Here is a 13362-nt window from a genome sequence, read left to right on the forward strand (position 1 = left end):
ACCGCGCTCACTGCACGAGGAGGCAACGTGACCGACACCGCAAGGGCGCGCAAGCTCGCCGACCGCATCCAGGTGGTGGTGGCCGAGACCCTGCAACGCCGGATCAAGGACCCGCGGCTGGGCTACGTGACCATCACCGACGCCCGGGTCACCGGTGACCTGCGCGAGGCCACCGTCTTCTACACCGTCTACGGTGACGAGGCGGAGCGGGAGGCCAGCGCCGCGGCGCTGGAGAGCGCCAAGGGCGTGCTCCGCTCCGAGGTCGGCAAGCAGACCGGCGTCCGCTTCACCCCGTCGCTGACCTTCGTCGCCGACGCGCTGCCGGACAACGCGAAGAACATCGACGACCTGCTCGACAAGGCCCGGCTCTCCGACGCCGCGGTGCGCACGGCCTCGGCCGGCGCCACCTACGCCGGGGACGCCGACCCCTACCGGGTGCCGGCCGCCGAGCGCGACGACGAGGACGAGTAGCCATGACCGGCGAGCCGGCCGAGGCCGGCCAGGGGGCATCTTCCACCGACACGGTGGAGGGTGCCCTCGCGGTGCTTCCCGGGCCGCGCAGCGCGGGTGACGGCGGATCGTCGGCCGCGGGCGAGCCCGGGGCCCCCGCGCTGGCGGGTGAGTGGCAGCGGGTGGTGGAGCTGCTCGGCCGGGCCGACGAGGTGGACCTGATCTGCCACGTGAACCCGGACGGCGACGCGCTCGGTTCGGCGCTGGCCGCCGGGCTGGCGCTGCGGGCCCGCGGCTGCCGGGTCCGGGTGTCCTTCGGCGACGACCCGCAGGTGATCCCCGAGTCGCTCTCCTTCCTGCCCGGTCAGGAGCTGATCGTGCCGGCCGCCGAGGTGCCCGAGGTGCCCGCGCTGGTGGTCTGCTTCGACGTGGCCTCCACCGGCCGGCTCGGCCTGCTGCACGACAAGGCCTTCGCCGCCCCCGCCCTGGTGGTCATCGACCACCACGCCTCCAACCCCGGCTTCGGCACCCACCGCCTGATCGACCCCACCGCCCCGGCCACCGCCGTGCTGGTGGACGAACTGCTGCGGCGGCTCGGCGTCGAGCTCGACCAGGCGCTGGCCACCTGCCTCTACACCGGCGTGGCCACCGACACCGGCTCCTTCAAGTACGCGGCCACCACCCCGGCCACCCACGAGTTCGCCGGGCGGCTGCTGGCCACCGGCATCCGGCACGACCTGATCTCCCGTCAGCTCTGGGACACCTCCTCCTTCGGCTACCTCAAGGTGCTGGCCGCGGCGCTCGGCCGGGCCGTCTACGAGCCGGACGCGGCGGGCGGCCGCGGGCTGGTGTGGACCTGGGTGCCGTACCAGGAACTGGTGCTCTACGGCGTCACGGTGGAGGAGATCGAGGGCCTGATCGACGTGCTGCGGCGCCCGGCCGAGGCCGAGGTGGCACTGGTGCTCAAGCAGGACCCGGACGGCACCCTGCGCGGCTCCTGCCGGGCCAAGGGCGAGGTCGACGTGGCCGCGGTCTGCGCGGACCTCGGCGGCGGCGGGCACCGCTTCGCGGCGGGGTTCTCCGCGCGGGAGGACGTGGACGCCACGGTCGCGCGGTTCCGGGCGGCACTGGGCGCGCACGGCTGATTTCTTCTTCTTGGTAAGTACTAGGTGCAGAGAAAGAACTGATGAAGCGTAAAGGCACGGGCCCGGACGGACTGGTCATCGTCGACAAGCCGGAGGGCCTGACCTCGCACGGCGTGGTGGCCAAGCTGCGCTGGCTGGCCGGCACGAGGAAGGTCGGGCACGCGGGGACGCTGGACCCGATGGCGACCGGCGTGCTGGTGATCGGGGTCGAGCGGGCCACGCGGCTGCTCGGGCACCTGATGCTCACGGCGAAGACCTACGAGGCGACGATCCGCCTCGGGCAGACCACCGTCACGGACGACCGCGAGGGCGACGTCACCGCCTCGGCCGACGCCTCCGCGGTGGCGCGGGAGGCGATCGACGCCGGGATCGCGGCGCTCACCGGCGAGATCATGCAGGTGCCGTCGAAGGTCAGCGCGATCAAGATCGACGGGAAGCGCTCCTACGCCCGGGTCCGGGAAGGCGAGGACTTCGAGCTGGCGGCGCGGCCGACCACCATCCACTCCTTCGTGGTGCACGAGCAGCGCGCGGCGGTGGCGGAGGACGGCACCCCGGTGATCGACCTCGACGTCACGGTGGAGTGCTCCTCCGGCACCTACATCCGGGCCCTGGCCAGGGACTTGGGCGCGGGCCTCGGGGTCGGCGGTCACCTGACCGCCCTGCGGCGGACCAAGGTCGGGCCGTACGGGCTCGACTCGGCGCGGACGCTGGAGCAGCTGGAGGAGGCCGTCAAGGGGGAGGACGGCGCCCCGCTGGAGGTGCTGGCGATCGGGGACGCGGCAGCCGCGGCGTTCCCCCGCTGGGACGTCGACGCCGAGCAGGCCGAGCAGCTCTCGCACGGGACTCGCCTCAAGGCTCCGGGCCTGGGCGTGGACGGGCCGATCGCGGTCTTCGCGCCGGACGGGCGCTTCCTGGCCCTGATCGAGGAGAAGGCCGGCCAGGCCAAGCCGGTCGCGGTCTTCGTGGGCTGACGACGCACCCTGCCGGGGGCAGCGGACGAAATTGGTCATACCGGGGGCGCGGGGAACTGCGCGCTGCGGGAGGAAACGACCCGTGTGCCGGGTACGGACACTCACTTGCACGTGGATCTCCGTACCCGGCACACGGGTTTTCGTCTTCCGATTCGCGCAGTTCCTCGCGCCCCTGACCGCCCTCCGGGCGGTCCGAGGGCGGTTCGAGGGAGGTCCGAGGGCGGTCCGAGGGTGGCCGGGTCGCGGTGAAGTTCATCCCTTCAGGTGAGTGGCGGTAGCGGTCCGGGTGGGAGCGGGCAGGTACCGGGCGGGTGTTGCCGGGGACGAGGGGCGGGCGTCGTGCTGCTGCGGATCTGCGGGGCGGACGGACTGGTGCGCGGGCTGGGCTTCGTGGCGGACCGGTCGGGCACCGTGGTGACGGCCCGTCAGGTGGTGGCGGGGGTCGCGGAGCTGGTGCTGCACACGGCGGGCGGGCAGGCCCGGGTGCTCGGGCGGGAGAGCGTGGAGGAGCTGCCCGGTGCGGGCTTGGCCCTGCTGCACACGGCGGGCGTCGGGGGCCTGCCCGATCAGCCGCCGCCGATCGCGGCGGGGGTGGGCAGCGGGCTGCTGACCGTCTGCCAACTCGCCGCCGGGGTGTGGGAGCTGACGCAGCTCCAGGGCGGCGTGCGGGCGGTCGGGCCGGACGGGGTGCTGGAGCTCGAGCTGCCGCAGCTGCGCGGCCCGGTGACGGCGGGCGCGCCGGTGCTGTGCGCGGAGAGCGGGGCGGTGCTCGGGGTGCTGGCGCCGGGGCCGGGTGCGCGGCCGGTCGCGCTGCCGCTGGACGGGCCGGAACTGGCGGCGCTGCGGGCCAGGAACGCCGAGGCGGCCCCCGCGCACGGGCGGGCGCTCAACCTCGGTGGGGTGCTCCAACTGGCCTCGGTGCAGCTCGGTTCGGCCGGCGCCGGGCCGGGCCGGATCGCGGACCTGGCGGCCGACCGGGTGGACCGCCCGGACGGGCTGACCGGGGAGGAGCCGCAGGCGGTGGTGTCGGCGCTGCTCGGCCCGGCCGGGAGCGGGCGCTCCACCGAACTGGCGGCGTTGGCGGTCCGCCGGATGGGCGGGCCGGGGCCGCTGCCGACGATCTGGCTGCGCGGGGCCGACCTGCTGGCGGGGGAGCCCACTCCGGCCGCCGCGGTCCAGCGCCAACTGGGGTGGGCGGCGGGCCTGTTGGGCGTGCCGGAGCCGGGGCTGCCGGAGGTGCTGCTGGTCTGTGCGGCGGCGGAGCGGCCGCTGCTGGTGCTGCTGGACGGGCTGGAGGAGGCGCCGGCCGTCGTCACGGGGGAGTGGCTGGCGGGGACGGTGGAGTGGCTCGCGTTCGCCGGAGCGCGGCTGCTGGTGGCGGCCCGGCCGGAGGGCTGGCCGGGGCTGGCGGGGGCGGCGGTGCACGGGCTGGGGGAGCTGCCCGCCGAGGCGGCGGCCCGGGTGGCCCGCCGGTACGGGACGGAGCCCTTCGACGGGCGGCCGCTGGCACTGCGGCTGGCGGGCGAGACGGGAGCGCCGGCGGACCTGGCGGAGCTGTACGCGGGCTGGCTGGAGCGGGGTTGCCGGGAGGCGGCCCGGGCGGTGGCGGCGGCCGGGGCCGCCCGGCGGGCGGGGGCGCACCGGCGGGGCGGGCCGTCCCCGGAGCTGGCGGAGGCCCGGGAACGGGAGCGGGCGGGGGTGGTGGCGGAGCGGCTGCGGGAGGTGGCCCGCCGGATGCTGTCGAGCGGTCACGGCACCCTGGACGCGGCCGACTTCGACGAGCTCTTCCCGGCGACGGGCGGCTGGGCCGGCGCGGCGTTGGGTGTCCCGCTGCTGGTCCCGGCGGGGCGCGGCTACCGCTTCCCGCACGAGGACCTCGCGGACTGGCTGCAGGCCGCCCAGCTCGACCTGGACGCGGCCCTGCGGCTGCTGCTCGGCGAGGTGGGGGGAGGCGGCGACGCGGCGTACGGCGCTCCGGACGGGTCGGTGGGGCAGGGGGCGGCGTCCGCGCCGGCCGGCGGCGCTCCGGACGGCCACCCGGACGAGTCGGTGAGGCGAGGGGTGGCGTCCGGGACGGCGGGCGGTGGCGCGCGGGACGGTGGGTCGGCGGGGAGCGCTGCCGCGGCGTGCGGTGCGGTGGACGGGCACGGGTCCGGCGGGCCGGCGCCGTCCGCGGCCGGCCCGGGCGCCACGGCCTGCTCCGGCCCGTCGGAGGATCCCGCGCGGGGCTTGGGCGGTCCGCCCTCCTCCGGTGCCCCGTCCGGCCCCGCTTCGCCGTTCTCCGGCTCCGCGTCCGCGTCCGCCGAGGCCCTCGTCGGTTCCCCGTCGGATGCCGGCTCCGCCCCGGCTGCCTCCGAGTTCCCGTCCGGCTTGGCTTCGCCCTTCGCGGGCTCCCCCTCCGTCCCCGCCCCCGCCGGTTCCGCGTCCGGTGCCGGCTTCGCCCGGGCCGTCTCCGAGCTCCCGTCCGGCCCGGCTTCGCCGTTCTCCGGCTCCCCCTCCGCCTCTGCCCCGGCCCCCGCCGGAGGCGTGCCGCGGTGGCGGGTCGGGGTGGTGGGGTGGGCGCTGCGGCGGGTGGCGGAGCGGTACGGGGCGCAGGGGTTGGACGGGTGGTTGTGGCGGTTGTGGCGCGGGGTGGAGACGGCTCCGGGGCCGGAGGAGGGTTGGTGGGCGCGGCGGCTGCTGGTGGACGGGCTGGGGTTCGGGGCCGGCCCCGCCGCGCACCGGGAGCTGCTGGAGCGGATCGCCGAGCGCGGTGGCGGCGGCCTGGAGCCGGGGTTCTGGACCGGGCTGCCGTTGCCGGTGGAGGACCGGGTGGGGCTGTTGCGGCGCCTGGTGACGGCGGGTCAGCCGGCCGGCCCGGCGGTGGCGGGGCTGTTGGCGGCCGAGCCTCGGGCGGTGCTGCCGCTGCTGTGCGGCTGGTACCGGGAGACCGGCGGCAGTGCGGCGGGCGACCTCGCGGACGACCTGCTCTTCGCGCACCGGCACGGTGCGGTGGACGACCTGACGGAGTGTCTGGCGATCGCCGCCCATCCCCGGGCGGACGCGCTGCTGGCCCGGCTGGCCGCGGAGGAGCCCTCGGCGCTGTGCCGGGCGGTGGACCGGTGGAGCCACCGGCCGGGCCCGCACTGGCACGTGGCGGCGGCGGTGCACGGGCTGCGGGTGGCCCCGTACGCCGCCGGGACGGGGGCCGAGCTGCTGTGGCACGCCGCCCGGACGTTGCTCGCCCGGGAGGAGGAACCGGCGTTGCACGGTGCGGCGTTGGCCCTGCTGGTACGGGAGCCGGCGGGCCGGGTGCGGCACCTGGAGCGGGCGCTGGAGGCGTTCCTGCGGGACGATCCCTTCGTCACGGCCGAGGCGCTGGCTCCGGTGCTGGCGGACGAGCCGGGGCCGGTGCTGGAGGCCTTCCGGCGGCGGCTGGCGGAGCCCGGGGCGGCGGTGGCGGAGGTGCTGCGGGTGCTGGCCGGGCAGCCGGGCCCCGAGCTGCTCGGTCCGGCCCTGGACCTGGCCGCCGAGCTGCTGGAACGCGCGGAGCGGGAGGGCGGCCCGGCCCGTGAGCGGACGGCGGGTCAGGTCGTCGAGCACCTGGTGGGACTGCTGGTGGGCCCGGCCGGTCCGGAGGCGGTGGTGGCCGCGGCGGCGGGTGGGCCGCCCGGGCTGCGCGCGGTGCTGGCGCTGCTGCTGACCGAGCCGGAGCACCCCACCGGGCTGCTGGCCGCGCTGCTCGCCGAGGAGCGGGACCCGCTGGTGCTGGTGCCGGTGGTGGAGCGGCTGGCGGCCCGCTATGACGGCGAACCGCCGGACGGCACCAGGGAGTTGGTGCGGATCGCGGCGCAGGGCGGCGGGCCCGGGGTGGACGCCGCGCTGGTCCGCGGGGCGGGCCGCTCGGCCGGGTTCGCCCGGCTGCTGGCCCACTGGCCGCCGGACGAGCCGGGTCCGTGCGGTGGCCCGTTGCTGACCCGGATGCGGCTGTTGGCGGCCGACGGGCGGGACCCTCAGTACGCGGCGGCGGAGGCCGAGCGCTGCGCCTTGGTGCGGACGCCGCGCGCAGCTGCGGTTCCGGTGCCGACACAGCATCGGGCGCATGGCACGCTATAGGGGTCCGGTAAGGAAGCGAGGGCGTGCGGTGACCGCACGCCGGTTCGGGAACAAGGAGCGGTCAGGTGCAGCGCTGGCGTGGCCTGGAGGAGATCCCCGGGGACTGGGGGCGCAGCGTCGTCACCATCGGATCGTTCGACGGTGTGCACCGGGGCCACCAGCTGATCATCGGCCGGGCCGTGGAGCGGGCCCGGGAGCTCGGGGTGAAGGCGGTCGTGGTCACCTTCGACCCGCACCCGAGCGAGGTCGTCCGGCCGGGCAGCCACCCGGCCCTGCTGGCGCCGCAGCCGCGGCGGGCGGAGCTGATCGAGGGGCTGGGCGTGGACGCGGTGCTGGTGCTGCCGTTCACCGCCGCGTTCTCCCAGGAGTCCCCGGAGACCTTCGTGCGGACCGTCCTGGTGGAGGCGCTGCACGCGAAGCTGGTCATCGAGGGCCCGAACTTCCGGTTCGGCCACAAGGCGGCGGGGAACGTCGCGCTGCTGGCCGAGCTGGGCCGGGCGGACGACTTCGCGGTGGAGGTGCTCGACCTGGAGCTGCGCGGCACGGCCGGGGACGGCGTGCCGTTCTCCTCCACGCTGACCCGCCGACTGGTCGCCGAGGGAGAGGTGGAGGCCGCCGCCGAGGTGCTCGGCCGTCCGCACCGGGTCGAGGGCGTGGTGGTCCAGGGCGCCCAGCGCGGGCGGGAGTTGGGCTACCCGACGGCCAACGTGGACACCGTCGCGCACAGCGCGGTCCCGGCCGACGGCGTCTACGCGGGCTGGCTGACCGCCGACGGCGAGCGGATGCCGGCGGCCATCTCGGTCGGCACCAACCCGACCTTCGACGGGACCCACCGGACGGTCGAGGCCTATGCCATCGACCGGGTCGGCCTGGACCTGTACGGCCTGCACGTGGCCGTGGACTTCCTGGCCTACCTGCGCGGGATGGAGAAGTTCGACTCCATCGAGGCGCTGCTCGACCGGATGGCCGACGACGTGAAGCGGGCCCGTGAGCTGACCGACTCGGCGCCCTGACCCGGCACTCTCGCCCGGGGTCTGACGGACCGTACGCCGGAGGGCGGCCCACCAGCTCGGTGGGCCGCCCTCCGGCGTGACGGGTGCTACTGCTGCGGCTGCTGGGGCGGCGGCGGGTAGCCGTACCCGGGCTGCTGCGGGGGCTGCTGCGCCCACTCCTGGGGCAGCGGCTGCTGCGGGTAGCCGTACTGCTGCGGGGGCTGCTGCTGGGGGGCCCAGGGCTGGCCCTGCGGCGGGTAGCCCGGCTGCTGGCCCTGCTGGGGCGGGTAGCCGCCCTGCTGGGGGTAGCCCGGCTGGCCCTGCTGCTGCGGGTAGCCGCCCTGCTGGGGGTAACCGCCCTGCTGCTGGGGCTGGCCCCAGCCGCCGGCCGCGTGCTGGGCGCGCATGATGTCCTCGCCGACCAGGGTGGCGAGTTCGAAGTAGGCGTCGCGGACCTTGGGGCGCATCATCGCGAGGTTGACCTCGGCGCCGGCCGCCAGGCTCTCGTCGAAGGGCACCACCACGACGCCGCGGCAGCGGGTCTGGAAGTGCGCGACGATGTCCTCAACCTTGATCATCTTGCTGGTCTCGCGGACCCCGGAGACCACCGTGATGGAGCGCTGCACCAGGTCGGCGTAGCCGTGCGCGGAGAGCCAGTCCAGCGTGGTGGAGGCCGAGCTGGCGCCGTCCACGCTGGGCGTGGAGACGATGATCAGCTGGTCGGCCAGGTCGAGCACGCCGCGCATCGCGCTGTAGAGCAGGCCGGTGCCGGAGTCGGTCAGGATGATCGGGTAGTGCTGGCCGAGCACCTGGATCACCTGGCGGTAGTCCGAGTCGTTGAAGGTGGTCGAGACGGCCGGGTCGACGTCGTTGGCCAGGATCTCCAGGCCCGAGTGCAGGTCCTGCGAGGTGAACTGGCGCACGTCCATGTAGCTGCGCAGGTGCGGGATGGCGGTCACCAGGTCGCGGATGGTCGCGCCGGTCTGCCGCTTCACCCGGCGGCCGAGCGTGCCGGCGTCCGGGTTGGCGTCGATCGCGATGACCTTGTCCTGGCGCTCGGTGGCCAGCGTGGCGCCCAGCGCGGTGGTCGTGGTGGTCTTGCCGACGCCGCCCTTGAGGCTGATGACGGCGATCCGGTAGCAGGAGAGCACCGGGGTGCGGATGACCTCCAGCTTGCGGGCCCGGTCGGCCTGGGCCGCCTTCCCGCCGAACTTCAGCCGGGACTCGCGCTGCTGCTTCGGCTGGCCGCGCAGCAGGCGGTCCGAGGAGAGCTCCACGGCCGCGGTGTAGCCGAGCGCGGCGCCGTGCGCCATCGGCTGCTGCTGGCCCTGCCCCTGGAAGGCGACCGGTGCCTGCGGCACGGCCTGCTGCGGGTACGGCTGCTGCACCTGCTGCTGGGGGTACGGCTGCGGTGCGGCCTGCTGGGGCGCTGCCTGCGGCCAGCCGCCCTGCCGCGGGTCCACCGGCTGCTGCGGCGGGGCGGTCTGAGGGTGCGTCGGCTGCTGGGGCCACGGCCCGGGCTGCGGACCGGGCGGGACGGCCCCGCCCTGCTGCGGGTACGGCGGCTGCGGCGGGCCGGGCTGGGCGTGCGGCGGCTGGGCGTGCGGCGCCTGAGGGTGCGGCGGCTGGGCCTGGACGGGCTGCGGCGGCACCGGGCCGGGGACGGCCTGCCCGTCCGCCGGAGCCGGAACGGGCACCGGGGCGGGGGCGGGCGGTACCGGGGCCACGGGGGCCACGGGCTCCGGGGCGGACTGCAACGCGACCGGGGCGGGCGCCGGTTGGCCGTGGTCGGTGACCGGCGGCAGCACGGCGGTCTCGACCACCTCGGCGGGCGCGGGGGCCGGAGCCGGGACGGCGGGCGCGGGAGCCACCGGCGCGGGCGTCTCGGCGACCGGGGCCGCGGCCACCGGTGCGGGTGCGGGCGGAGCGACCGGGCCCGGCGCCGGCGCGGGGGCCGGGACGGGCGCCGGAGCGGGCGCGGGGGGCTGGGCGGCGGCGGGCGCTGCCGCCGGGTCGCCCTGGGTGTACCAGGAGGGCGGGGAGTAGTCAGGAACGTCCGACCAGTCGTCGTCGTCCTCCGCCGCGTTGTCGCCGACGTAGACGCCGTCCCGATCGCTGCTCACTTGGGCTCCCTCGTGTTCGCCGCCGCTGTTCGCGGTGCCGTAGGCACAAGACTAGGACGTGTGGTCCGGTTGGCCTAAGGCGGTGCCGGAACTCACACCATCGTGGACGAATGGAGAGGTCCGTACACCGTGCCCACGGTGTACGGACCTTCTCGCCGGTCCGCCGTCAGTCCATCCGGCGCGGGCCGCCGAGCACCTGTGCCTCGGCCTCGCCCGGGTTGGTCATCACGAACTGACGCCGCATCCGGGTCGCCCAGAGCGTGATGTTGTCGCCCAGGGTGGGCAGCGCGGCGACCTCCTGGTCGCCGAGCGAGAGCAGCCGGGCGAGGATCTCCGCCTCCTGCGGGGAGACCCGCTGGATGCCCACCAGATCGGCCGAGTTGATCACCCGTGAGGCGTTCGGGCCGAGGTAGGGGAGCAGGGTCAGGGTGGTCTGCCAGGGCGAGGCGGAGAGCCGGCTGCGCGGCGGACGGGCACCGAGGTCGCGCACCACCAGCACCGGCGAGGCGACCGAGGCGCCCTGGGCGCCGAGCCGGCCGACCTGGTGGATCGTCACGCACGGCTGGCCGCCGCCGGCCGCCTGGGCCATCGGGGACCAGGCCTGCGGACGGGCGGTCTCGACCGCGACCCGGGCGCCGGTGGCGGCCGCCCGGAGTGCGATCACCTGGGCCGTCCACATGCCGCCGACCAGCACCAACTCGTACTGGCTGGGGCGGAACAGGCCGATCACGGCGGGCTGGTTCTGCGGGTCCACGCCGACCAGCACGCCGTCGTCGCCGACCGGGAAGGCCAGCGCGGCCAGGTCCTCGGCGGCCAGCACGTGGCGCTCGCGGCGCGGGCCGCGCAGGCCGAAGCCGGGGCGCAGTCGGGGGGCGCGGGCGGTGGGCTCGGGCGCGGTCTGGCCGGGATAGGTCTGATAGGCCATCAGGAAGTCCCTCCCAGGGGCAGCGTGGCGAGCAGGCCGGGCGCCTGCTCCAGGTCGAGCCGGGTCAGGCCGATCCCGGAGCTCTGGGCGCGCGACTCCACCATCCGGCCGACCTGGGTGACCTCGCTCTCGCTGCGGCCGGTGACGCGCACGTGCGCGCTGACCGCGATCGAGTCGCCGGTGCCGCGGCTGGCGGTCAGGCTGAAGGTGCTGGCCAGCGCCGGGGTGTTGGTGACCAGGTTGACCAGGTCGGGGGCGGCGATCCGGCCGGGGGCGCCGCCGGGGCGGCTGAGCTGGGGCCACTTGGCGACCCAGAAGGTGGCGTGCCAGCGGTCGTCCACCCGCCAGAACTTGCGGCTCTCCTGGGTGCGGCGGCCGTTGCCGCCACCGCCGCCGGTGCCCTGACGGCCCGCCACCGCGATCGGGTTGGCGCAGACCGAGATGGCCAGCGCGGCGATCAGCTCGCGCTCGTCCAGCACGGTGGCGGTGAAGCCGGCCCCGTTGAGGCGTCCGGCCAGCTGGTCGGTGACGCGCTGGAGCGCCTTGCGGGCACCCTCCTCGCCGCCGCCGCGGGCCTCGACGGCGGTGCGGGTGTGCTCCGGGCTGAGCTTGAGGGCGACCCAGGTGAGCCGCAGGCCCGGGGTGGCGACGCCGTCCGGGAGCTGGTGGTAGGCGCGGGCGGCCAGCGACTGGTCGGGCAGGTGCGGGGCCGGGGCCGGCTGGGTGTGCTGCACCAACTGCACCGACTCCAGGGCGATGTCGTCCACCTGGAGGGCCGAGCAGAGCACGTCCAGCGGGAGCGGCAGCGCGTTGCGGTGCGGCCGCAGCGGCTGGTCCTTGGCCTGCACCAGCAGGATCGAGGTGAGGAATGTGCCGTCGCCCACCATGCCGGTCTCCCGGCGGACGGGGCGGCCGCCGCCGAGGTCGGCCTCGATCGCGTGGGTGTAGGTGCGCAGCGCCGGTTCGAGCTCCAGGGCCGGGGCCAGCGCCGGGTCGGTGCCGGGCGGCGGCACGTTTCTGCTGGGCCTGGCGGCGGCGGGCGTTGAGCTCGGCGCGGACCCTCAGGCCCTCGGGCAGGCTGAGGCCGTTGAGCGGCAGCAGCGCGAGCACCACCAGCAGCAGCGCCGGGACGGCGAACGCCCCGGCCATCGCCTTGCTGATGGTCCAGCCGACCGCCACCAAGGCCAACGCGACCTCCAGCAGCACGAGTTGCTGAAGCCTGAGGCGGGTGCCGAGCAGGCCCGGCCGCGGGTGCACCTTGACCGGAACCGGAGCGGTGGCCCGGGCGGGCCCGGACTGCGCGCGGCGGCTCCCGCCGCTTCCCCTGCCGTGCCCTGTGCTGCGTCGCCCTGGAGCGGTCTGACTTGGCATCCCCCGAGTGGCCCTCTCTGAATCAGATAATCCACGGCCCGGTTGACCGGTCGGCAAACCGTACCCGTACCGTACTCACCGTCTGCTGCCGCATCGTAGAGGGTTGGCTGCGACGTGCGCCCGGCGGGTGGCAGACTCAGCCGCCGTGGCCCGCGACGGGGAACGCGCGTGCGGGCCGGTCGTGCTGACGCACACACAGTTGTCGGACTGGCAATTCGGTCGAACAGGGGAGACGACGAGCATGGCATCACGCCGCGACGAGCTGAACGCCTACACCTCGGCGCGCAAGCGGACGGTGGGGGCCTTCCTGCTGCCCAGCGGCGGGGGGAACGACGAGGACGCGCCGCGTCCGGTGAAGGCGATCCTGCCCAGTGTGGTGGTGGCCGCGGTGATCGTGGCCGGCTTCGGCATGTGGGGAGTGATCAAGCCCGCCGCGCCGAAGGACTGGGACAGCGGGGCCAACATCATCCAGGGCAAGCAGTCCACCACCCGCTACGTGATCCTGCCGAACCAGAAGACCAAGGAGAAGGAACTCCACCAGGTCCTCAACATGTCCTCGGCGCGCCTGGTCCTGCCGGCCGGCGCCAAGGTCGTGATCGTGGCGGACAAGGTGCTGGACGCGTACAAGAACCACGGCCCGACCATCGGGATCCCGTACGCCCCGGACAAGCTTCCGCTGGACTCGGTGGCCGGCCAGACCAAGCTCTGGACGGTCTGCAACCGCCCCGGCGCGGACGAGAAGAAGCCGCCGAACCAGGCCGTCTTCGTCGCCGCCGACAAGGACGCGGCCGCGCTGCGCGACCCGGCCCGGATGCTCGGGCCGGGGCAGATGATGTACGTCCAGGGGCCCAAGCAGGGCACCTACCCGGGCTCCAAGTACCTGGTGGACAACAAGGGTTCCCTGCACTTCCTGGGCGGTCCCTCGGCCACCGCGCAGCAGCGCTCGGCGATGGAGGACGGCCTGTTCGGCTCCAACGCCGACCCGCAGCAGGTGACCCAGGAGTGGCTGGACACCCTGGACAAGGGCGGGGCGGTGGAGTTCAAGCGCCCCGACGAGTTCGACACCAAGAAGAACCAGCGCTCCCAACTCCCGCTCAGCAACGCGGAGGACCGGAAGGTCGGCCGGCTGGTCTCCTTCCAGAACCGCAGTTTCTTCATGGTGGGTTACGACAAGCTCTACGAGATCTCCCCCTTCCAGTCCCGGCTGATGGTCAACGACCTCGAACTGCGGGCGCTCTACGGCGGCAGCACGCCCAAGTTCGCCGAGCTCTCTCCGAACGACTTCGCCCA

Annotated in this window: 10 protein-coding genes; 7 read left to right on the forward strand and 3 right to left on the reverse strand. The window is 75.5% G+C overall.

Annotation, left to right across the window (positions count from 1 at the left end; genetic code table 11):
* Positions 1–27: 27 nt before the first annotated feature.
* The 5 genes from rbfA to ABD946_RS20640 all read left to right on the forward strand — a co-directional run bounded on the left by rbfA (position 28) and on the right by ABD946_RS20640 (position 7674).
* A complete protein-coding gene (gene rbfA, locus ABD946_RS20620) occupies positions 28–471 on the forward strand; it encodes a 30S ribosome-binding factor RbfA (protein WP_345285666.1) in 444 nt (147 codons plus the stop codon).
* A 2-nt stretch (positions 472–473) separates the two neighbouring features.
* Entirely contained in the window at positions 474–1595 is a 1122-nt protein-coding gene (locus ABD946_RS20625; RefSeq protein WP_345285668.1) for a DHH family phosphoesterase, read from the forward strand.
* 41 nt (positions 1596–1636) lie between these two features.
* The gene (gene truB / locus ABD946_RS20630) at positions 1637–2566 is read left to right on the forward strand and encodes a tRNA pseudouridine(55) synthase TruB (RefSeq protein WP_345285670.1); all 930 of its coding nucleotides are present in this window, start codon (positions 1637–1639) and stop codon (positions 2564–2566) included.
* A 339-nt stretch (positions 2567–2905) separates the two neighbouring features.
* Positions 2906–6661 (forward strand): hypothetical protein, encoded by a 3756-nt coding sequence (locus tag ABD946_RS20635; protein WP_345285672.1) that lies wholly within the window; start codon positions 2906–2908, stop codon positions 6659–6661.
* Positions 6662–6726: 65 nt separating this feature from the next.
* Entirely contained in the window at positions 6727–7674 is a 948-nt protein-coding gene (locus ABD946_RS20640; protein WP_345285674.1) for a bifunctional riboflavin kinase/FAD synthetase, read from the forward strand.
* An 86-nt stretch (positions 7675–7760) separates the two neighbouring features.
* On the opposite strand, the gene ABD946_RS20645 is transcribed toward ABD946_RS20640, so the two are convergent.
* The 3 genes from ABD946_RS20645 to eccE form a co-directional block, all read right to left on the reverse strand.
* Positions 7761–9776 (reverse strand): nucleotide-binding protein, encoded by a 2016-nt coding sequence (locus ABD946_RS20645; RefSeq protein WP_380149479.1) that lies wholly within the window; start codon positions 9774–9776, stop codon positions 7761–7763.
* A gap of 166 nt (positions 9777–9942) precedes the next feature.
* Positions 9943–10701, reverse strand: a complete 759-nt coding sequence (locus tag ABD946_RS20650; RefSeq protein ID WP_345285675.1) for a hypothetical protein — start codon at positions 10699–10701, stop codon at positions 9943–9945.
* A complete protein-coding gene (gene eccE / locus ABD946_RS20655) occupies positions 10701–11714 on the reverse strand; it encodes a type VII secretion protein EccE (protein WP_345285677.1) in 1014 nt (337 codons plus the stop codon). Before eccE ends, ABD946_RS20650 begins: the two co-directional genes overlap by 1 nt.
* 74 nt (positions 11715–11788) lie before the next feature.
* On the opposite strand from eccE, the gene ABD946_RS20660 reads away from it, so the two are divergent.
* Entirely contained in the window at positions 11789–11917 is a 129-nt protein-coding gene (locus ABD946_RS20660) for a hypothetical protein (RefSeq protein WP_345285679.1), read from the forward strand.
* 396 nt (positions 11918–12313) lie between these two features.
* On the forward strand, positions 12314–13362 hold a 1049-nt coding region (locus tag ABD946_RS20665), incomplete at its 3' end, for a type VII secretion protein EccB (protein ID WP_345285681.1).

It is taken from the genome of Kitasatospora albolonga (genome assembly GCF_039535905.1).
Lineage (GTDB): Bacteria > Actinomycetota > Actinomycetes > Streptomycetales > Streptomycetaceae > Kitasatospora > Kitasatospora albolonga.